The organism is Streptomyces sp. NPDC059743 (assembly GCF_042732975.1).
Classification (GTDB): domain Bacteria; phylum Actinomycetota; class Actinomycetes; order Streptomycetales; family Streptomycetaceae; genus Streptomyces.
Map to the genome: position 1 here is coordinate 39,417 of NZ_JBHWGS010000006.1, position 19,443 is coordinate 58,859.

The window sequence follows — 19,443 nt, forward strand, 5'->3', positions numbered from 1 at the left end:
TTGTGGGTAAGGATCGTTGCGCCGGCGTTCACGATCCCCTCATGTTTGGGCTTCGTACGCGCTGGACCTGTGATTTAGCGTGCACAAGTCCAATTCGCCCGAAGCAGACGAGGTTCAGATGTCCCTCCGGCATGCATTCGCTGCCCTGGCCGTCGTGCCGGCGCTCGCCCTCCCGGCGACCGCCGAGGCCACCACGGCCCACGGCCACCACGATCACGTACCGCCGCAGAAGACCCACTTCGACCTCCAGGCCCACCGCGGCGGCCTCGGTCTGACCACCGAGGAGTCCCTGGAGGGCTTCGGCAAGGCGCTGCGCCTCGGGGTGAGCACGCTGGAGCTGGACACCCATGTCACCAAGGACCAGAAGGTCGTCGTCAACCACGACCGGCAGATCAGCGCCCAGAAGTGCAAGGACACCGGGCCGGTCGCGCCGGGTGACCCGATGTACCCGTACGTCGGCAAGTACATCAAGGACCTGACGCTGGCCCAGATCAAGACCATGGACTGCGGCTACCAGCAGCTGCCCGGCTATCCCGAGCAGGAGCAGATCAAGGGCTTCCGGATGGTGGAGCTGAAGGATGTCCTCAACCTGGTCAAGAGCTACAAGGCCAAGCAGGTCAAGCTGAACATCGAGACCAAGGTGGAGGCGGGCGCGCCCGAGCAGACCGCTCCGCGCGAACTGTTCGTCCGCCGTGTCTACGAGGAGATCCACCGCTCGGGCATCGAGAAGCAGGTCACCATTCAGTCCTTCGACTGGGGCGCGCTGAAGGAGATGCACAAGCTGGCGCCGAGGTACCCGCTGGTGGCGCTGACGAACTACGACTTCCTCCAGGTCGGCAAGCCGGGCGCCTCTCCGTGGCTCGGCGGCATAGACGCCGACGACTACGACGGCGACTTCGTCAAGGCCGCCTCCGCCGTCCCCGGTGTCACCGCGCTCTCGCCGAATTACGGCTTCCCGCAGAACGGCACGATCGCGGACCCGAACTTCCGCTTCTATCCCGACAAGAAGATGATCTCCGACGCCCACAAGCGCGGTCTGAAGGTCATCCCGTGGACGTGCGACGATCCCGCCACGATCGAGGCGCTGATGGACATGGGCATCGACGGCATCATCACCGACTATCCCGACCGCGTGCGCGACATCATGACCGAGCGCGGCATGCGCCTGCCGAAGGCGTACCGGGCGCCGCGGCACTGAGGGCGGGTGCAGGCGGGTGCGGGCGGGGTGCGGGCGGGTGCCAGTGATAGGCGCGTGAGCGCCGGCAGCGGGTCTGCCCGATCGTTCCGGTCGCCGGTCAGGGCTGGATGTTCTCCAGGTCCTCCAGAAGGCTGGGGTGCTTCGGTTCCCAGCCGAGGGCCTGCCGGGTGTGGGTGCTGGACGAGGGCTGGTCGGCCGCGAAGATCGGGCCGAGAGGGCCGTAGGTCTCCGCCGGCACCGATTCGACCGGCAGGCCCAGCCGTCGGCCGATGACCGCGGCGATGTCACGTACCTTGTCGCCCTCGTCGGCCACGGCGTGCCAGGCGGTACCGGCTTCTGCCTGCTCCAGGGCGAGCCGGAGGAGGACTGCCGCGTCGAGCGCGTGCACGGCCGGCCAGCGCTGTGCGCCGTCGCCCGGGTAGCCGGACACTCCGGTCTGGCGTGCGATGCCGGTCAGCAGACCGGCGAACCCGCCCGTGCCCTGGTTGTGGACCGTGCGCGGCAGGCGTACGGCCGTGCTCCGGACTCCGCGCGAGGCCAGGCCCAGGACCTCCGTGACCGCGCGACCGCGGCCACCGACCGGCCCGTCGGTCGGCACCGGGTCGGCCTCGGTGGAGACGCGGCCCGGCGCATAGGGCGTACCCGAGACGGTGACGAAGGGGCGGTCGCTGCCGACGAGTTCCTCGCCGAGGGTCGCGAGGGCGGCACTTTCCTCGGCGACTGCCCTTGCGAGGGCCTCGGGGCTGCTGAAGTCGTTGGCGAATGCCAGGTGGATCACGCCGTCGGCCTGAGCGACACCGGCGCGGAGGATGTCCAGGTCGGCGAGGCCTCCCCGGAGCGGCTCGGCGCCGGCCGTCTCGGCGGCCAGCGCGGACGCGTCGGAGCGGGCGAGCGCGAGGACGGTGTGGCCGTTGCCGAGCAGTTCGGCGACGACGGCGGAACCGATCAGACCGGTGCCACCGGTGACAAAGACACGCATGGAACTCTCCTGGAAGTGATGGTGCAAGTGATGGGACTCTTGTCCCATCACCGTAGCAGAGTGATGGGACAAGAGTCCCGTCGCATATGATGGACCCATGGGTCGATGGGAACCAGGCGCGCGCGAGCGCCTCGTCGTGGCTGCCGTCGATCTGTTCACCGAGCAGGGGTACGACGCCACGACGGTCGCGCAGATCGCCGAGCGCGCCGGAGTCACCAAAAGCACCTTCTTCCGGCACTTCCCCGACAAGCGCGAGCTGTTGGTGGCCGGACAGGAGACGCTGAGCCGGCTGCTGGCCGAGGGGATCGCCGAGGCGCCCGCTGACGCCGGCCCGCTTGAGGCGGTCGCTGCCGGTCTGGAGCGCGCCTCCAGCGCGATGGGCGCCATGAACCGCGAGTTCGCCCCTCGCCTGAAGGCAGCCGTCGCCGCCAGCGCCGAACTTCAAGAGCGCGACGCCCTCAAAAGCGTCAGCCTCGCGGCCGCGATGACCACCGCCCTGATCGCCCGCGGCGTACCCGATCCGACCGCAGCTCTCGCGGGCGAGTTGGGCGTCCTAGCCTTCAAACGGGGCTACGCCGAATGGTCCGAGGGCGACCATGACGCCAACGACGAACTCGCCGGATACGCCCTGGCGGCCCTGGAGGAACTGCGCGCGGCGAGCGCATCGCTGGGCTGACCGCGTGGGTTTGGCATCTGATCACCGGCTGTTGGCTGAGGTTCAGAATCACTGCTGAGGTGGGGTTGTTGGGTGCGGGTCAGGGCCGAGGGGTAGTCGTGGTGGGCCGGTTGGTTTGGTGTGGCGTGGGGGCCGCCCCTTGAGGTTTGAGTTTCGCGACTCCGGGCCGGGCGTCAAGGGCGCTCCTCCGTCGCGTCGGCTACGCCGATTCCGCTGCGCTCCACCCTTGACACCCAACCCTCCATCGCAAGTACAGGCATGGGAGGGGCGGCCCGGGGGAGGGGTCCCCGGGGGGCTCAGTGGGAGGTGCCTGTTTCTTTCCGGCCTGCGGGTTGGTGGGTGGTGTGCGCGGCAGTGGAGTGGGGCTTCTGGGCTCTGTTTAGCGTCTGGCCGTTGTCTGTTGGTTGGGGTTCAGTCCCGCTGTGAGGGTGGGGTTGTTGGCTGCGGGTCAGACCCAAGAGGTAGTCGGGGTGGACCGGCAGGTCCTGTGCCACGTGGGGGCCGCCCCTCTGTTTTTGATTGTGGCGGGGTCGTGCCGGGCGTCAAGGGCGCTCCTTCGTCGCGTCGGCTGCGCCGATTCCGCTGCGCTCCACCCTTGACCCCCGTCCCGCCCCCGCTGAAGTACAGGTGGGAGGGGCGGCCCGGGGGAGGGGTCCCCGGGGAGCTCAGTGGGAGGTGCCTGTTTCTTCCCGGCCCGCGGCCCGGCGGGTGGTGTGCGCGGGAGTGGAATGGGGCGGTGGCGCGTCGGTTTGGCGTCTGATCACCGGTTGTTGGTTGGGGTTCAGGACCGCTGTGAGGGTGGGGTTGTTGTCTGCGGGTCAGACCCAAGAGGTAGTCGGGGTGGACCGGTAGGTCTCGTGCCGCGTGGGGGCCGCCCCTTGAGGTTTGAGTTTCGCGATTGCGGGCCGGGCGTCAAGGGCGCTCCTTCGTCGCGTCGGCTGCGCCGATTGCGCTGCGCTTCACCCTTGACTCCCGTCCCTCCATCGCAAGTGCAGGCATGGGAGGGGCGGCCCGGGGGAGGGGTCCCCGGGGGGCTCACTTGTGGGCCCTGTTTCTTTCCGGCCTGCGGCCCGGTGGGTGGATTGCGCACCAGTGGAGTGGGGTGGTGGCGCGTCGGCTCAGCGTCTGACCACCGTCCGTTTGCTGGGGTTCAAGACCGCTGTTGGGGTGTGTGGGTGGTGGGGTGGGTGGTGTTGTCCGGAAGGACAGTGGGCCTGTGCGGGCCGTCGATACGTCCTGAGGACGGCCTATCGCTACTCAGGACACAAGACCGACCTTGGAGGACTCCCAACGGCCGACTAAATGGGCGCATATGGGGCATTCGGCGATGGCTCTCATCCCCTCGCTCAGACTTGCGGGCTGCCCGGTGGCCTTTTGTGTCCTATGGATGCGAGGAGCGGATGGACACGGACCTGCCGCTCCACCGGGCCTCTGGCCTGGCGGATGGGATGGGCTGATGCCCGGGGTGTCACTCGGACACGAATCTCAGACACGGTCCTGAACCCCAGCAAGCAATGGACGGTCTGACGCTGAGCCGGTGCCGCCACCGCCCCATTCCACTGGTGCGCAATCCCACCACCGGTCCGCAGGCCGGGAAAGGACCGGCACCTCCCACTGAGCCCCCCGGGGACCCCTCCCCCGGGCCGCCCCTCCCACCTTCCTTCAGCGGGGGCGGGACGGGGGTCAAGGGTGACCGGAGGTCATCGGCTTGCCGACGCGACGAAGGAGCGCCCTTGACGCCCGGCACGGCCCCGCGACAATCAGAACAGGAGGGGCGGCCCCTACGTGGCACGGGACCTGCCGGTTCACCACGGCTACCTCTTGGTCGTGACCCGCAGTCGACAATCCCACCCCAGCAGCGGTCTTGAACCCCAACCGACAGACGGCGGTTTGACGCTGAGCAGAGGCCAGAAGCCCCATTCCACTGCCGCGCAGACCACCCACCGGCCCGCTGCCTCTGCCCTAACTTGCGCCCTTAACGGACGGCGAAGCCCGTCCCGGGTTGCTGTTTGGGACGGGCGTTGCCGGTGTTGTCGGGCCTCAGGCTTGAGCCTTGAGGGCCGTGACAAATGTGGTCCAGGAACCAGCGGGGATCATGAGTGCCGGACCGTGGGCGGTCTTGCTGTCGCGTACAGGGACCACACCGGGGAAGTCCTCCGTGATCTCGACGCATTCGCCCCCGTTGACATTGCTGTAGCTGCTCTTGCGCCAGCGGGCGGTGCTCAGCTCGGAAGCCTTTCGCATGGGCCGTAGTCCTCCATTGTCTTGTGGATCGACTCCGTCGACTCGGACAGGGAGAGGGAGAGGGCGAAGCCCGTCCCGGGTTGCTGTTTGGGACGGGCGTTGCCGGTGTTGTCAAGCCTTAGGCCTGAGCCTTGAGGGCCGTGATGAAGCTGGTCCAGGAACCAGCGGGGATGACGAGTGCGGGGCCGTGAGGGGTCTTGCTGTCGCGTACGGGGACGATGCCGGGGAAGTCCTCGGTGATCTCGACGCAGTTGCCCCCGTTGGTGTTGCTGTAGCTGCTTTTGCGCCAGCCAGCGGTGCTCAGCTCCGGGGTGTGTCGCATGGCTTGTAGTCCTCCATCGCCTTTCGGATCAACTCCGCGGAGTCGGCCGGCGAGAGGGAGTTGGCACGCAGTACTTCGTACTGTCGGCGCCACTTTTTGACCGCGTCACGGTCCTCATAGAGATGACCGGCCTGAATGCCCTCTTCGTAGGCCACTGCGGAGTCGTCAGGGAGCGTCAGCAAGGTGAGTGCACCACTCATGAGTGAGTGCGGGCCCGCGCTGAACGGCATCACCTGAACCTTACTGTCCGGAGTATCCACCTGAGCGAGCAATGAAGCCAGTTGTTTGTGCATGTACTCCACGCTTCCAACGCGCCGCCGCAGCACCGACTCGTCGATGATCGCCCATCGGAAGGGAGGCGAGTCCGAGTGCTGTCGCTCCTGTCGGGACATCCGAGCCGCAACCAGCGCCTCTACGTGCTCTTTGGTCAAGTGCTCTTGGCAACTGAGCAGCGCGCGGGCGTAGTCCTCGGTCTGAAGCGGGCCGGGAACCACCTGCGGTTCGTAGTTCTCGATGACCTCGGCACTCGCCTCGAAGTCCATGAACCGCCGGTACTGGTCCGGATGCGCCTCCCTCTTCGCCAGTTGGTACAGGTCCTGGAAGTGCTCGTCCGTGCCGAACGCCGCGTCCAGGCGGGCCGGGAGGTCGGGCGGTGGCATCAGTTCCGCCGTCTCGATGCGGGCGAGCGTGCTCTTGCTGGAGTTGAGGATGTCCGCGAGCTGTACGAGCGACAGATTGGCGCGTTCGCGGTGACGGCGTTGCTCCGAGCCGAAGTAGTGGCGGGCTGACAGATACGGGGTCAGGGTCTGGGGCTTGAACTTCATGGCTGCGTCTTTCTGTCGTTCTGTTCCCGTTCCGTTCTCAACGCTGGGACGGGACGCCGCTGTTGAGACCCATCTCACAGGGCGACGATGGGAGCACACACGGTAATCGTCCGTGTTCCTGTGCGCCAGAGGCGCCAGAAAGACCGGAGGAGGCAGGGCCGACATGTTCGTACCGAAGTCCGCGAAGACGCAGGCGCGTTGCCGGGAGGAGGTGGCCGCACGATGATGCCGACTGACTCGCAGGGCAGGCCCATGCGGTTGCTGCCGTGGACCACGGCGTCGGGAGCGCCCTGTTACCTCAGTGCCGCAGGGCCCGGCAGCCGGATGTCCCGGATGGCCGACGACGTCGAGGAAGAGCTGCTCATCTCCGCCGAGTGGCTGCTGGACGACGTCGAGCCGCTGCTCACCGCTCCGCCTGCGGACACGCAGGAGCTGATCCGGCTGTCCACGTCCCTCGCGGTCGCACTGCGCAACATCTTGCGGATCGCCGACAGCCGAGGCGCGCGGCTGCCGCAAGCCGGTACGGAAGAGGCCGTAGCCGCTACGGAAGAGCCCGCCGAACGCGGCAAGACCGAATGCTGCGGTGCCGAAACGGTGTGCCGCGCCTGCGAACGGCGGATCCACCCGTGACGCCGACGGCCGGGCGATACGTTGCCGTTATGACGGACTTGGTGGAAATTACTCAAGCTCGCGCCGACCTCGGGGACCTGTGCCGCCAGGTGGCCGCCAGTCGTGAACGCATTGCTGTCACCGACAACGGCACAGTGGTGGCCGTTCTCATCAGCCCTCAGGAACTTGCCGATCTTGAGGACGACCTGGCCATCGTGCGGAACCGTCTCAATGAGGCCCAGGGATTTCCCGAACCGGTGGTGACGCAGGAGCAGCTCCTCGCGGAACTCGCAGCGCGGGCCTGACCGGCCGGCCCGGCCGTCGCCACTGACGGGCGACACCGGCGGGCGCGGGGGCGCCCCGCCGGTGGGCGCCCCATCTGCCCGCTCACCCTTACGGCAGCGCCAGCATCCGTTCCAGTGCCAGCTGCGCGAAGTCCGCCGTCTCCTTGTCCACCTGGATGCGGTTGACCTCGTTGCCCTCGGCCAGTGACTCCAGCGCCCAGACCAGGTGCGGCAGGTCGATACGGTTCATGGTCGAGCAGAAGCAGACGGTCCTGTCGAGGAAGACGATCTCCTTGTCCTGCGCGGCGAAACGGTTCGCCAGGCGCTGGACCAGGTTCAGCTCGGTGCCGACCGCCCACTTGGAGCCCGCGGGCGCCGCCTCCAGTGTCTTGATGATGTATTCGGTCGAGCCGACATAGTCCGCCGCCGCGACGACCTCGTGCTTGCACTCGGGATGCACCAGGACGTTCACTCCCGGGACCCGCTCCCGTACCTCCTGGACGGAGTCCAGCGAGAAGCGTCCGTGGACCGAGCAGTGCCCGCGCCACAGGATCATCTTCGCGTCCCGCAGCTCCTGGGCCGTGAGACCGCCGTTCGGCTTGTGCGGGTTGTAGAGGACGCAGTCCTCCAGGGACAGCCCGAGCTCCCGTACCGCGGTATTGCGCCCGAGGTGCTGGTCGGGCAGGAAGAGCACCTTGTCGCCCTGCTCGAAGGCCCAGTTCAGCGCGCGCTCGGCGTTCGAGGACGTGCAGATCGTGCCGCCGTGCTTGCCGGTGAAGGCCTTGATGTCGGCCGAGGAGTTCATGTACGAGACGGGCACGACCCGCTCGGCTATCCCGGCCTCGGTCAGTACGTCCCAGCACTCCGCGACCTGCTCGGCCGTGGCCATGTCGGCCATGGAGCAGCCGGCGGCCAGATCCGGCAGGACGACCTTCTGGTCCTCGGAGGTGAGGATGTCCGCCGACTCGGCCATGAAGTGCACACCGCAGAAGACGATGTACTCGGCGTCGGGCCGCGCCGCCGCGTCCCTGGCGAGCTTGAAGGAGTCCCCGGTGACATCCGCGAACTGGATGACCTCGTCACGCTGGTAGTGGTGGCCGAGGACGAAGACCTTGTTCCCGAGCTTCTCCTTGGCCACGCGGGCACGCTCCACCAGGTCCGGGTCGGACGGGGAGGGCAGATCGCCGGGACACTCCACGCCCCGTTCGCTGCGCGGGTCGGCCTCGCGGCCGAGCAGCAGCAGGGCCAGCGGTGTCGGCTGGACAGCGAGATCCTGTCGGGTCTGGGCGGTGGTCACGTCACGCACCCTTTCTTCTCTGCGAGCGGAGTCTTCTCTGCGAACGAGTCTGAGCGAGTCTGCGAAGCCTTTTCGTCTATTTGACGTTATCTATCATAACCTGATTCACGTCACTTTGACGATGCCGATAGCGTCGATGTGACGCATTCCAGGCAGGGCCGCCCGCTGACGATTCAGGAGCCGGTGTGCGAGCATGAAGGAGGCAAAAAGACACGCGCCAGTGCCCGGAATGAATCCGCGGCCGAGCCGGTTGAACTGTCGGCAAGCAGTCCGTACAACCCGGGAGAGAAGCAGATGTCCGTATCGGACGACACCACCACCGTGAGCGACGGCATCCTCCTGTCCGACGCCGCCGCGGGCAAGGTCAAGGCCCTGCTGGACCAGGAAGGCCGGGACGACCTCGCACTGCGGGTCGCCGTTCAGCCCGGCGGCTGCTCCGGCCTGCGTTACCAGCTCTTCTTCGACGAGCGCTCGCTCGACGGCGACGTCGTCAAGGAGTTCGGCGGGGTCAAGGTCGTCACCGACCGGATGAGCGCTCCGTACCTCGGCGGCGCGTCCATCGACTTCGTCGACACCATCGAGAAGCAGGGCTTCACGATCGACAACCCGAACGCGTCGGGCTCCTGCGCCTGCGGCGACTCCTTCAGCTAGGCCGGACACGGCCTAGGCCTGCTGAGCCCTTCCGCAGCAGACAGAGAAAGGCGGCGGTCCCCCCTCGGGCCCGCCGCCTTCCCAGTGCGCACCCGACCGGGCACGCACGTCTTCAGGCTCCGCCGCCTCAGCTGTGCGGCACGAGCTCGCCCGTCACCGCGTCGACCACCCGGCGCTCGCCCAGCGGCCTCTCCAGCGTCACCGTCACGGTCTGCGCCTTGGCCATCGCCACACAGACCTGGTCCGGGCCGGACGCCGAGTGGGAGATCCGCACCTTGACGGCCGTACCGCTCTCGTCCGCGTGGGCCGTGTACGTACCGCACACGCCGCCCATGAAGCGCAGGGCCAGACTCCGGCCGTCCACGCCGTACGACATCAGGCCCGGGTCGCTCAGCTTCGGTTTCGGCTCCGGCGCGCTCTTCGCCAGGGACTCCGGGGCCACGGCGAGCTGGACGAGTGTGCGCGACGGAGCGCCGCCGCCGGGCACCACCTCGAACAGCCAGGACGGTACGAGCGCTCCGCGGCCCTCCACCGTCCGCAGCGCCAGTCCGAGGACCGCCCTGTCGATCTCCACCGGCTCCGCGCCGGCCGGCACCGACGGCTCGCACCGGGCCGCCGCCGTCCCGTCCTCCAGCGGCATCGCGGTGGCGCAGTCGACGGCCGGGCCACGGCCACGGAGATCGGCGGACGCCTTGTTCAGCTCCTTCAGCGCCTCGTCCGCGCCGATCACCGGATACGCCTCGCCCGGCTCCGGCGCCGTCAACTGACCGGTGCCGTGGACCACTTGGCCGTCCGCGCCGATCTGGATGCCGGTCGACCAGCCATAGGTGGGCAGCCCGCCGATCACCGGATCCGCGTTCACCACCCGTACCGCGCCCATCAGTTGAGTGGCGTCGAGCTCCGCGTCGCTCTGGCCCAGCGCCTTCAGCACCGGAGCCGCCGCCCGCTTCGCCGCCGCCTCGCTCACGGCACCGCCCGTACCGCCCGTGGTGGCGCCCGTGCCCGTACCGCCGCCGCCGACGCTCGGGCAGCTCTTGCCCTTGAGACAGTTGTCACCGCCCGTCGCAGGGCCGAAGCGGTCGAAGGTCCACGTTCCCGGCGCCTGCTTGGTGACACGGAGCAGCGGTCCCGAACCGTCCTTGTCCGTACCGGCCTTCCAGAACGTACCGTCGGAACGCGGCGCGCCCGCCACTCCGAGCGCCTCGGCCAGCCGGGCCACCTCGTCCGCCGTGACCGCTCCGCTCACCCGGTGGACACGGGCCGTACCGGGACCGTCGGGCAGCTCGCCCTTGGCGCGGTAGATGAATCCACGTGGGTCGGGCTCGCCCGGCGCGATACCGAGCGGTGGCGGCGTGACATCGAGCGGCGGCGGGATGCGGTCGCCTCCCGGCGTACCGCTCCCGCCGCCCGTGTCGTCCGCGCCGCTGCCGCCGAAGGCACTCGTGGCGAAGTACGCGCCACCGCCACCGGCGATCAGTACCGCCGCCGCCACCGTGGCGACGAGCGGAGAACGCCGCCGACGCGGGCGGTCCGTGCTGTTCCCTGGGCGCTCCGTGCTGGCCACCGCTGTACTCCTTCGACCGCGTTCCCCCGGATGACATCGGTGGGACGGAAGCGAGGAGCGCCCGGTTCCCTGCGCGGAGCGGTGCGATGCGGTCCAGACACGGTCGAGACGCGCTCCATGGGCACCGTACGCACCGTCCGGCTCATGAAGAAAGGCCTACTATCGGGTAGATTCGGACCTTCATCAGACCTTAGGTAGGGCGCCGCCCGAACCGGTAGCGTGAACCGTCAACCGTTCTCCTTCATCAGGAGCGTTCACGCCGTGCGAATCGCAGTCACCGGCTCCATCGCCACCGACCATCTGATGACCTTTCCCGGCCGCTTCGCCGACCAGCTGGTCGCCGAGCAGCTCCACACGGTCTCCCTCTCCTTCCTTGTCGACAACCTTGAGGTGCGCAGGGGAGGTGTCGGGGCGAACATCTGCTTCGGCATGGGCCAGCTCGGCACCCGTCCGCTCCTGGTCGGCGCGGCCGGCGCGGACTTCGACGAGTACCGCGCGTGGCTCGACCGCCATGGTGTGGACACGGACTCGGTCCGGATCTCCGAGGTCCTGCACACGGCCCGGTTCGTCTGCACCACGGACGCCGACCACAACCAGATCGGCTCCTTCTACGCGGGCGCGATGAGCGAGGCCCGCCAGATCGAGCTGAAGAAGGTCGCCGACCGTGTCGGCGGACTCGACCTGGTGCTGATCGGCGCGGACGATCCCGAGGGCATGCTCCGGCACACCGAGGAGTGCCGTACCCGCGCGATCCCGTTCGCCGCCGACTTCTCGCAGCAGATCGCGCGTATGGAGGGCGAGGAGATCCGTACGCTGCTCGACGGCGCGACGTATCTCTTCTCCAACGAGTACGAGAAGGGACTCATCGAGTCCAAGACCGGCTGGAGCGACGCCGAGATCCTCTCCAAGGTCGGCCACCGGGTGACGACTCTCGGCAAGCGCGGCGTCCGTATCGACCGGGCCGGCGAGGAGCCGATCGTGGTCGGCTGCCCGGAGGAGGAGACCAAGGCCGACCCGACGGGCGTCGGCGACGCCTTCCGCGCCGGTTTCCTCTCCGGACTCTCCTGGGGCGTCGGACTGGAGCGCGCGGCCCAGGTCGGCTGCATGCTCGCGACGCTGGTCATCGAGACCGTGGGCACGCAGGAGTACACCCTGCGCAGGAACCACTTCATGGAGCGCTTCACCAAGGCGTACGGGCATGACGCGGCGGCCGAGGTCCAGGCGCATCTGCCCGAGACGGCCGCGCCCGACGCGACGCCCGCCTAGACCGGGCCGCAGCTCACCCCGGACCGGACCGGGCTACGAGATCCGGCGGACCACATAAGCGACACCGTGGTCCGCCGGCCGCTCGCCCAGATACTCCTGACCGCGCATCTCGCACCACGCGGGAATGTCCAGCCGCGCCGCCTCGTCGTCCGACAGGACCGTCACCGTCCCGCCCACCGGCACCTCGCCGAAGATCTTGGCCAGCTCGATCACCGGGATCGGGCACCGTCTGCCGAGCGCGTCCACGACCAGCGCCGGCGTCCCGCCCGGACCGGCGGCGGAGACCGGCGCGCCGAGCCGTACGCGTACTCCGGACACCGCCCCGGGCAGCACCTCCAGGAACCGGTCCACCTCCGCCTCCGGCGTACCGAGCGGCAGCGAGACCCGGACATTTCCCTCCGACAGCACTCCCATCGCCCGCAGCACATGGCTCGGAGTCAGCGTGCTGCTCGTGCAGGACGAACCGGACGATACGGAGAAGTCCGCGCGGTCCAGCTCGTGCAGCAGCGCCTCTCCGTCGACATAGAGACAGGAGAAGGTGACGAGATGCGGGAGCCGGTGCTCCGGATCGCCCACCACCTCGACATCCGGCACCAGTTCAGGCACCCGCGCCCTGATCCGGTCCACCAGCGCCCGCAGCCGTACCGCCTCGTCCGCCGCTTCGGCGCGTACCGCCCGCAGTGAGGCCACCGCCGCCACGATCGCCGGGATGTTCTGGAAGCCCGGCGCGCGTCCCGACTCCCGTTCGTCGGCGGGACCTTGAGGAGCGAACCGGACTCCCTTGCGTACGGCGAGCAGCCCGACGCCCGCCGGACCGCCCCACTTGTGCGCGCTCGCCGTCAGCAGCGACCAGGCGCCCTCCACCGGGCCCCAGCCCAGCGACTGCGCCGCGTCCACCAGCAACGGGACTCCTCGGCTACGGCAGGCCTCGGCCACCTCTGCGACCGGCTGCTCCGTGCCCACCTCGTGGTTGGCGGACTGGAGACAGGCCAGCGCGGTGTCCTCGCGCAGGGCCTTGGCGTACTCCTCCGGCGACACCGCTCCGTAACGGTCCACCGGCACCTCGGTCACCTCGCCGCCCGTCACCGCCTCATGGGCCGACGCGGCGTGCAGTACGGAGGAGTGCTCCACCGCGGAGACCACGAGATGGCGTCCGGCCCGCCGTCGGCCCGAGAGCGCACCGGACATTCCGGAATGCACCGCATATGTTCCCGAAGGAGTGAAAGTCAGCTCGTCGGGACGGCAGCCGACCGCCTCCGCGGCGGCCTCGCGCGCCGCGTCCAGCAGCAGGACGGCCCGCCGTCCCTCGCGGTAGAGCCGGGCGGGATCCGCCCATCCTTCGTCGAGGGAGGCCTGGAGGGCCTGCCGGGCGACGGGATGCAGCGGAGCGGAGGACGCGACGTCGAAGTAGGACACACCACCACGCTAGAACTTTTCTTACGGATCTTGCCGGGCCGGCCCCGTTGTCGCGGCCCCGGAGGCGCCTCAAAGCAGCCCGGAAGCGGCCCTGAAGCGGCTTCGAAGCAGCCCGGAGGTGGGCATTCCACCCCCTCGGAGTGCGGCGCGGCGCGTTGGGCACCCTCCCCGCACGGCCCCAAAACGAGTCCAGTAGGGTTTGGTCCGCATAAACATCCAAACCCCTGCCCGCGTCAGGGCCGGCGACCGACCTGCGAGACGGCCGCGGCCGGCCGCGCGGGCGAGACTCTCGGGAAGGCGCTACGTGAGTCCCAACGGCTCCGACCGCTCGTCGCGGCGCCCGATGCGGCGGAAGCTGCCGCAGGTGCTGACTGCGGGCCTGATCCTCGCGACCGCCACCGGTTGCACATACAAGGACTTCCCCCGCCTCGGAATGCCCACCCCGGTCACGGAAGAGGCTCCCAGGATCCTCTCCCTCTGGCAGGGCTCGTGGGCGGCAGCGCTCGTCACGGGCATCCTGGTATGGGGTCTGATCCTGTGGAGCGTCATCTTCCACCGGCGCAGCCGCACGAAGGTGGAGATCCCTCCGCAGACCCGGTACAACATGCCCATCGAGGCGCTGTACACCGTGGTCCCGCTCATCATCGTCTCGGTGCTCTTCTACTTCACCGCACGTGACGAGACGAAGCTCCTCTCCCTCTCCGAGAAGCCGGCCCACACCGTGAACGTGGTCGGCTACCAGTGGAGCTGGGGCTTCAACTACATCGAGAACGTGGACGGCAACCCGTCGACGGGCAGCACGATTCCCAAGCAGCTCGACGCCATTCCCAACCGGTTCACGAAGCAGTTCCCCAAGGGTGCCGAAGGCGTCTACGACGCCGGTGTCCCGGGCCAGCGCAATCCCCAGACCGGCAACCCGGGCCCGACCCTGTGGCTGCCCAAGGGCGAGAAGGTCAGGTTCATCCTGACCTCGCGTGATGTCATCCACTCCTTCTGGGTGGTGCCGTTCCTGATGAAGCAGGACGTCATCCCGGGGCACACCAACTCCTTCGAGGTGACTCCGAACCAGGAGGGCACCTTCCTGGGCAAGTGCGCCGAGCTGTGCGGCGTCGACCACTCGCGGATGCTCTTCAACGTCAAGGTGGTCTCTCCGGAGCGCTACCAGAAGCACCTGGAAGAGCTGGCCGAGAAGGGCCAGAACGGCTATATCCCGTCGGGCATCGCGCAGACGGATCCGGCCAAGAACGCGGAGACGAACAAACTGTGAGCATCCTCAACGAACCCCAGGGTGCCGCCGCCGCAGCGAAGGACTCGTACGAGAACGAGCTGCCGGTACGGCGCAAGCAGCCGGGCAATGTCGTCGTGAAGTGGCTGACCACCACCGATCACAAGACGATCGGCACGATGTATCTGATCACGTCGTTCGTGTTCTTCTGCATCGGCGGTGTGATGGCGCTCTTCATGCGCGCCGAACTGGCCCGTCCCGGCACGCAGATCATGTCGAACGAACAGTTCAACCAGGCGTTCACGATGCACGGCACGATCATGCTGCTGATGTTCGCGACGCCGCTGTTCGCCGGATTCGCCAACTGGATCATGCCGCTCCAGATCGGTGCGCCCGATGTGGCGTTCCCGCGGCTGAACATGTTCGCGTACTGGCTGTACCTCTTCGGCTCGATCATGGCCGTGAGCGGCTTCCTCACTCCGCAGGGCGCCGCCGACTTCGGCTGGTTCGCCTACTCGCCGCTGTCGGACGCGGTCCGTTCACCGGGCATCGGCGCCGATCTGTGGATCATGGGTCTGGCCTTCTCCGGCTTCGGTACGATCCTCGGCTCGGTCAACTTCATCACCACGATCATCTGTATGCGCGCGCCCGGCATGACGATGTTCCGGATGCCGATCTTCACCTGGAACGTGCTGCTGACCGGTGTGCTGGTCCTGCTGGCCTTCCCGGTGCTGGCCGCCGCGCTCTTCGCGCTGGAGGCGGACCGTAAGTTCGGCGCGCATGTCTTCGACTCGGCCAACGGCGGAGCGCTGCTCTGGCAACACCTCTTCTGGTTCTTCGGCCATCCAGAGGTGTACATCATCGCCTTGCCGTTCTTCGGCATCGTCTCCGAAGTGATCCCGGTCTTCAGCCGCAAGCCGATGTTCGGCTACATCGGTCTGATCGGCGCGACCATCTCCATCGCGGGTCTCTCCGTGACGGTGTGGGCGCACCACATGTATGTGACCGGCGGTGTGCTGCTGCCGTTCTTCTCGTTCATGACCTTCCTGATCGCGGTACCGACCGGTGTGAAGTTCTTCAACTGGATCGGCACCATGTGGAAGGGCTCACTGTCCTTCGAGACACCGATGCTCTGGACGATCGGCTTCCTGGTCACCTTCACCTTCGGTGGTCTGACCGGTGTGATCCTGGCGTCGCCGCCGATGGACTTCCATGTCTCCGACTCGTACTTCGTGGTCGCGCACTTCCACTACGTCGTCTTCGGCACCGTGGTGTTCGCGATGTTCGCCGGATTCCACTTCTGGTGGCCGAAGTTCACCGGCAAGATGCTGGACGAGCGGCTCGGGAAGATCACCTTCTGGACGCTCTTCATCGGCTTCCACGGCACCTTCCTCGTCCAGCACTGGCTGGGCGCCGAAGGAATGCCACGCCGTTACGCGGACTATCTCGCCTCCGACGGATTCACCGCGCTGAACACCATTTCCACGATCAGCTCGTTCGTCCTCGGACTGTCGATCCTGCCGTTCCTGTACAACGTCTGGAAGACCGCCAAGTACGGCAAGAAGGTCGAGGTCGACGACCCGTGGGGCTATGGACGTTCGCTCGAATGGGCGACTTCCTGCCCGCCGCCGCGGCATAACTTCCTCACTCTGCCGAGGATCCGTTCGGAATCCCCGGCATTCGATCTCCACCACCCGGAGGTCGCCGCGCTCGAACAGCTCGAAAGCGTCGGGCACGGCGGCGAGCCCGCCCTCGCCGGTGGCAAGGAGGCCGGGAAGTGAAGATCCAAGGCAAGATGTTCATCTGGCTGAGCGTCTTCATCCTGGCCGCCGCCGTGCTGTACGGCGTGTGGTCGAAGGAGCCGGCCGGTACGACCGCGCTGTTCCTGGCCTTCGGGCTGAGCGTCATGATCGGCTTTTATCTGGCCTTCACCGCCCGCCGGGTGGACGCGATGGCCCAGGACAACAAGGAAGCCGATGTCTCGGACGAGGCCGGTGAGGTGGGCTTCTTCGCCCCGCACAGCTGGCAGCCGTTCTCGCTCGCCATCGGCGGCGCGCTGGCCTTCCTCGGGATCGCGATCGGCTGGTGGCTGCTGTACTTCTCGCTGCCGCTGATCCTGGTCGGTCTGTGGGGCTGGGTCTTCGAGTTCTACCGGGGCGAGAGCCAGAACCAGTAGAACGCGCTGTAGTGCCTCCTGGGGCCCGTCTTACTCGAACGGAGTAGGGCGGGCCCCCGTTCGTACCTCTCGTCGCGCGCTGAGTGAAAGATCTTCCTACCGTGTGCTCATGAACCACACGCCACGTCTGCGCGCTGTCCTCACCTGCACTCTGCTGGTCGTGTCCCTTGGCGCGAGCGCCAGCGCGTGCAGCAGTGACGACGGGCCGCACCCGCTCTCCGGGAAGCCGCGTGAAGCCGCCCCGGGGAAGATCGTCTTCAGTACGCCCGCGGGCGCCACCAAGGTCGATCCCAACAAGCCGCTCGAAGTGACCGCCAAGGGCGAGCGGATCACGGACGTCAACGCCGTCGACAAGGCGGGCCACTATCTGGCGGGTGAACTCACCGCCGACGGGCTGCGCTGGCACTCCACGGCACCACTGGCGGCCGGCTCCCGCTACACCGTCAAGGTCGCCACCGAGGACAAGAAGGGCAAGCCGGGCTCGCGGACGGTCACCTTCGAGACCATGCCCGCCAAGCGGACGCTCACGGTCGAATTCGGGCCGGACGCGGGCGAGTACGGCGTGGGCCAGCCCATCACCGCCACGCTCAGCCAGCCGATCACGGACAAGAAGGCCAGGGATGTCATCGAACGGTCGCTGAAGGTCCGTGCCTATCCCGCGGCGGAGGAGGGCGCCTGGCACTGGGTGGACGACGAGGAGCTGCACTACCGGCCCAAGGAGTACTGGCCCGCGAACGGCAAGGTCACCGCCTACAGCACCCTCCAGGGCGTGAAGATCAGCGACAAGCTGTACGGCGGTGCCGTCAAACCGCTCAAGCTGACCACCGGCGACCGCGTCGAGGCCATCGTCGACGCCAGCTCCCACTACATGACGCTGTTCCGCAACGGCGAAGAGGTCACCAGCATCCCGGTGACCACCGGCAAGCCCGGCTTCTCCACCCGTAACGGCATCAAGGTCATCCTGGGCAAGGAGTACTTCGTACGGATGCGCGGTACGAGCGTCGGTATCGGCGGCGGTGAGGGCTACGACCTTCCCGTGTACTGGGCGACCCGGGTCACCTGGAGCGGTGAGTACGTACACGCCGCGCCCTGGTCCGTGGGCTCGCAGGGATCCGCGAACGTCAGCCACGGCTGTGTCGGTATGTCCACCGCGAACGCGGCCTGGTTCTTCGAGAACGTGCAGGAGGGCGATCTCGTACAGGTGATCAACAGCGCCGGCGACTACATGGAGGACTTCGGCAACGGCTTCGGCGACTGGAACGTGGACTGGGAGGACTGGCGCGAGGGCAGCGTTCTGCTCGCCGGGACGAGGGAGGGCACCAGCCCCGCCGACCCGGCCCGCCTCCGCCCGCTGGTCTGAAATCCGGACACCCAGGTCCTGCCGTCCCTCGTGGGCGGCAGGACCTGGCCCGTTTCCGGTCTGCTCAGGTGTCTGTCAGCTGTCTGTCCGCTCAGGCGCTGATGGCGAGCCGGTGGCGGAGCAGGGCGGCCAGGGCGTCCGCGAAGCCGACCGGTTCGACCGGCAGTGTCACCGCCGCGTCCGCACGGCTCCAGGTGGCCAGCCAGGCGTCCTGCGGGCGTCCCATGAGCAGCAGCACGGGCGGGCAGTTGAAGATCTCGTCCTTGATCTGCCGGCAGACGCCCATCCCGCCCGCGGGCACCGTCTCGCCGTCCAGTACGCAGACGTCGATCCCGCCCCGGTCGAGCTGTTCCAGCAGGGCGGGCAGAGTCGCGCACTCCAGGAACTCGACGGGCGGTACGTCGGCGGCCGGCCGGCGTCCCGCTGCCAGCCGGACCTGCTCGCGGGTGTTCGCGTCGTCGCTGTAGACCAGCACCGTGGCGGTCGGCTGCATTGTTCCTCCGTGACATCAGTGTCTGCGAGGGCTCCAGGGCTCCGTCGCCCTGAACCGATGCGCGGATGCTACTCCGTCGGAGACCGAGTCAGCACGGGTACCGACACCGTTCGCCGGCCCGTTCGAGCTGGGCACACTCCACGGACACACCGAACGGCACCCCCCGGAGTCAGGGCGGGATAAGCGACCGACATAATGTCGGTCGTGGCGACAGCAACGACAGTAGAAACCGGGCACGCGCACCCGTCGGTCAACCGGCCGAACCTCACCAGCGTCGGAACCATTATTTGGCTGAGTTCCGAGCTGATGTTCTTCGCGGCCCTCTTCGCGATGTACTTCACCCTGCGATCGGTGATGGGCGCGGCGCACTGGAAGGAGATGGCGTCGCACCTGAACATCCCGTTCTCGGCGACGAACACCACGATCCTGGTGCTCTCCTCCCTCACCTGCCAGCTCGGCGTCTTCGCCGCGGAGCGGGGCGATGTGAAGAAGCTCCGCTCCTGGTTCGTGGTCACGTTCGTGATGGGCGCGATCTTCATCGGCGGCCAGGTCTTCGAGTACACCGAGCTTCTGAAGCAGGACGGCCTCTCGCTGTCCTCGGATCCGTACGGCTCGGTGTTCTATCTGACGACCGGCTTCCACGGGCTGCACGTGACGGGAGGTCTGATCGCGTTCCTGCTGGTTCTGAGCAGGACCTACGCGGCCAAGAGGTTCACCCACGAGCAGGCGACCGCGGCCATCGTCGTGTCGTATTACTGGCACTTCGTCGATGTCGTCTGGATCGGCCTCTTCGCCACGATCTACTTGATCAAGTAGCCGGGTCCCGCGCCCAAGCGCACACAATCCAGAAACACCGACG

Annotated in this window: 19 protein-coding genes; 11 read left to right on the top strand and 8 right to left on the bottom strand. The window is 67.8% G+C overall.

Annotated features, from left to right (window positions below; translation table 11 throughout):
• Nucleotides 1–118: 118 nt before the first annotated feature.
• Nucleotides 119–1,198 carry a glycerophosphodiester phosphodiesterase family protein gene (locus ACFV6H_RS12755; RefSeq protein ID WP_385541112.1) on the top strand — a complete coding sequence of 360 codons (1,080 nt, stop codon included), beginning with the start codon at nt 119–121 and terminating at the stop codon, nt 1,196–1,198.
• Between the two features lie 97 nt (nt 1,199–1,295).
• On the opposite strand, the gene ACFV6H_RS12760 is transcribed toward ACFV6H_RS12755, so the two are convergent.
• Nucleotides 1,296–2,177: an SDR family oxidoreductase gene (locus ACFV6H_RS12760; RefSeq protein WP_385541114.1), complete on the bottom strand. Its 882-nt coding sequence runs from the start codon at nt 2,175–2,177 to the stop codon at nt 1,296–1,298.
• 97 nt (nt 2,178–2,274) lie between these two features.
• Here ACFV6H_RS12760 and ACFV6H_RS12765 point away from each other — a divergent pair, with 97 nt between their 5' ends.
• Nucleotides 2,275–2,853, top strand: coding sequence for a TetR/AcrR family transcriptional regulator (locus ACFV6H_RS12765; RefSeq protein WP_093601078.1), 579 nt, complete (start codon nt 2,275–2,277; stop codon nt 2,851–2,853).
• 2,040 nt (nt 2,854–4,893) lie between these two features.
• On the opposite strand, the gene ACFV6H_RS12770 is transcribed toward ACFV6H_RS12765, so the two are convergent.
• The 3 genes from ACFV6H_RS12770 to ACFV6H_RS12780 form a co-directional block, all read right to left on the bottom strand.
• Nucleotides 4,894–5,097, bottom strand: a complete 204-nt coding sequence (locus tag ACFV6H_RS12770; protein ID WP_385541116.1) for a DUF397 domain-containing protein — start codon at nt 5,095–5,097, stop codon at nt 4,894–4,896.
• Between the two features lie 118 nt (nt 5,098–5,215).
• Nucleotides 5,216–5,419 (bottom strand): DUF397 domain-containing protein, encoded by a 204-nt coding sequence (locus tag ACFV6H_RS12775; protein ID WP_385541118.1) that lies wholly within the window; start codon nt 5,417–5,419, stop codon nt 5,216–5,218.
• Entirely contained in the window at nt 5,398–6,243 is an 846-nt protein-coding gene (locus tag ACFV6H_RS12780; protein ID WP_385541593.1) for a Scr1 family TA system antitoxin-like transcriptional regulator, read from the bottom strand. Before ACFV6H_RS12780 ends, ACFV6H_RS12775 begins: the two co-directional genes overlap by 22 nt.
• Nucleotides 6,244–6,465: 222 nt before the next feature.
• On the opposite strand from ACFV6H_RS12780, the gene ACFV6H_RS12785 reads away from it, so the two are divergent.
• Both ACFV6H_RS12785 and ACFV6H_RS12790 read left to right on the top strand, forming a co-directional pair.
• Nucleotides 6,466–6,873 carry a hypothetical protein gene (locus ACFV6H_RS12785; protein ID WP_385541120.1) on the top strand — a complete coding sequence of 136 codons (408 nt, stop codon included), beginning with the start codon at nt 6,466–6,468 and terminating at the stop codon, nt 6,871–6,873.
• Between the two features lie 29 nt (nt 6,874–6,902).
• Nucleotides 6,903–7,157: a type II toxin-antitoxin system prevent-host-death family antitoxin gene (locus ACFV6H_RS12790; RefSeq protein ID WP_385541122.1), complete on the top strand. Its 255-nt coding sequence runs from the start codon at nt 6,903–6,905 to the stop codon at nt 7,155–7,157.
• A gap of 88 nt (nt 7,158–7,245) precedes the next feature.
• Here the strand turns inward: ACFV6H_RS12790 and nadA are convergent, their stop codons facing one another.
• Nucleotides 7,246–8,433 carry a quinolinate synthase NadA gene (nadA, locus tag ACFV6H_RS12795; RefSeq protein ID WP_384979981.1) on the bottom strand — a complete coding sequence of 396 codons (1,188 nt, stop codon included), beginning with the start codon at nt 8,431–8,433 and terminating at the stop codon, nt 7,246–7,248.
• A gap of 294 nt (nt 8,434–8,727) precedes the next feature.
• Here nadA and ACFV6H_RS12800 point away from each other — a divergent pair, with 294 nt between their 5' ends.
• Complete coding sequence (locus ACFV6H_RS12800) at nt 8,728–9,084, top strand: iron-sulfur cluster assembly accessory protein (protein WP_093593015.1); 357 nt, start codon at nt 8,728–8,730, stop codon at nt 9,082–9,084.
• Nucleotides 9,085–9,211: 127 nt separating this feature from the next.
• Here ACFV6H_RS12800 and ACFV6H_RS12805 read toward each other — a convergent pair whose 3' ends face one another.
• On the bottom strand, nt 9,212–10,648 hold the full coding sequence (locus tag ACFV6H_RS12805; protein WP_385541125.1) for a hypothetical protein: 1,437 nt from the start codon (nt 10,646–10,648) through the stop codon (nt 9,212–9,214).
• Between the two features lie 261 nt (nt 10,649–10,909).
• On the opposite strand from ACFV6H_RS12805, the gene ACFV6H_RS12810 reads away from it, so the two are divergent.
• A complete protein-coding gene (locus tag ACFV6H_RS12810) occupies nt 10,910–11,914 on the top strand; it encodes a carbohydrate kinase family protein (RefSeq protein ID WP_384979975.1) in 1,005 nt (334 codons plus the stop codon).
• Between the two features lie 33 nt (nt 11,915–11,947).
• On the opposite strand, the gene ACFV6H_RS12815 is transcribed toward ACFV6H_RS12810, so the two are convergent.
• Nucleotides 11,948–13,330: a cysteine desulfurase/sulfurtransferase TusA family protein gene (locus ACFV6H_RS12815; RefSeq protein ID WP_385541127.1), complete on the bottom strand. Its 1,383-nt coding sequence runs from the start codon at nt 13,328–13,330 to the stop codon at nt 11,948–11,950.
• 304 nt (nt 13,331–13,634) lie between these two features.
• Between ACFV6H_RS12815 and coxB the strand changes: the two genes are divergently transcribed.
• The 4 genes from coxB (at nt 13,635) to ACFV6H_RS12835 (ending at nt 18,091) form a co-directional block, all read left to right on the top strand.
• Nucleotides 13,635–14,597 carry a cytochrome c oxidase subunit II gene (gene coxB / locus ACFV6H_RS12820; protein WP_093593008.1) on the top strand — a complete coding sequence of 321 codons (963 nt, stop codon included), beginning with the start codon at nt 13,635–13,637 and terminating at the stop codon, nt 14,595–14,597.
• Nucleotides 14,594–16,336, top strand: coding sequence for a cytochrome c oxidase subunit I (gene ctaD / locus ACFV6H_RS12825; RefSeq protein WP_384979969.1), 1,743 nt, complete (start codon nt 14,594–14,596; stop codon nt 16,334–16,336). Before coxB ends, ctaD begins: the two co-directional genes overlap by 4 nt.
• Complete coding sequence (locus ACFV6H_RS12830) at nt 16,333–16,731, top strand: cytochrome c oxidase subunit 4 (RefSeq protein ID WP_093603505.1); 399 nt, start codon at nt 16,333–16,335, stop codon at nt 16,729–16,731. Before ctaD ends, ACFV6H_RS12830 begins: the two co-directional genes overlap by 4 nt.
• Nucleotides 16,732–16,840: 109 nt before the next feature.
• A complete protein-coding gene (locus tag ACFV6H_RS12835; protein ID WP_093603503.1) occupies nt 16,841–18,091 on the top strand; it encodes an Ig-like domain-containing protein in 1,251 nt (416 codons plus the stop codon).
• Nucleotides 18,092–18,182: 91 nt separating this feature from the next.
• On the opposite strand, the gene ACFV6H_RS12840 is transcribed toward ACFV6H_RS12835, so the two are convergent.
• Nucleotides 18,183–18,584: a hypothetical protein gene (locus ACFV6H_RS12840; protein ID WP_093603501.1), complete on the bottom strand. Its 402-nt coding sequence runs from the start codon at nt 18,582–18,584 to the stop codon at nt 18,183–18,185.
• 195 nt (nt 18,585–18,779) lie between these two features.
• Between ACFV6H_RS12840 and ACFV6H_RS12845 the strand changes: the two genes are divergently transcribed.
• Complete coding sequence (locus ACFV6H_RS12845) at nt 18,780–19,400, top strand: heme-copper oxidase subunit III (RefSeq protein WP_385541131.1); 621 nt, start codon at nt 18,780–18,782, stop codon at nt 19,398–19,400.
• The last annotated feature ends 43 nt before the right edge of the window (nt 19,401–19,443 follow it).

Excerpts from the sequence above, each read along its gene's own strand:
- ACFV6H_RS12840 (WP_093603501.1), bottom strand. The coding sequence starts at position 18,584 with ATGCAGCCGACCGCCACGGTGCTGGTCTACAGCGACGACGCGAACACC.
- ACFV6H_RS12785 (WP_385541120.1), top strand. The coding sequence starts at position 6,466 with ATGATGCCGACTGACTCGCAGGGCAGGCCCATGCGGTTGCTGCCGTGG.
- ACFV6H_RS12765 (WP_093601078.1), top strand. The coding sequence starts at position 2,275 with ATGGGTCGATGGGAACCAGGCGCGCGCGAGCGCCTCGTCGTGGCTGCC.
- ACFV6H_RS12790 (WP_385541122.1), top strand. The coding sequence starts at position 6,903 with ATGACGGACTTGGTGGAAATTACTCAAGCTCGCGCCGACCTCGGGGAC.
- ACFV6H_RS12755 (WP_385541112.1), top strand. The coding sequence starts at position 119 with ATGTCCCTCCGGCATGCATTCGCTGCCCTGGCCGTCGTGCCGGCGCTC.
- ACFV6H_RS12835 (WP_093603503.1), top strand. The coding sequence starts at position 16,841 with ATGAACCACACGCCACGTCTGCGCGCTGTCCTCACCTGCACTCTGCTG.
- ACFV6H_RS12775 (WP_385541118.1), bottom strand. The coding sequence starts at position 5,419 with ATGCGACACACCCCGGAGCTGAGCACCGCTGGCTGGCGCAAAAGCAGC.
- ACFV6H_RS12800 (WP_093593015.1), top strand. The coding sequence starts at position 8,728 with ATGTCCGTATCGGACGACACCACCACCGTGAGCGACGGCATCCTCCTG.
- ACFV6H_RS12760 (WP_385541114.1), bottom strand. The coding sequence starts at position 2,177 with ATGCGTGTCTTTGTCACCGGTGGCACCGGTCTGATCGGTTCCGCCGTC.
- ACFV6H_RS12845 (WP_385541131.1), top strand. The coding sequence starts at position 18,780 with ATGTCGGTCGTGGCGACAGCAACGACAGTAGAAACCGGGCACGCGCAC.
- ACFV6H_RS12780 (WP_385541593.1), bottom strand. The coding sequence starts at position 6,243 with ATGAAGTTCAAGCCCCAGACCCTGACCCCGTATCTGTCAGCCCGCCAC.
- ACFV6H_RS12770 (WP_385541116.1), bottom strand. The coding sequence starts at position 5,097 with ATGCGAAAGGCTTCCGAGCTGAGCACCGCCCGCTGGCGCAAGAGCAGC.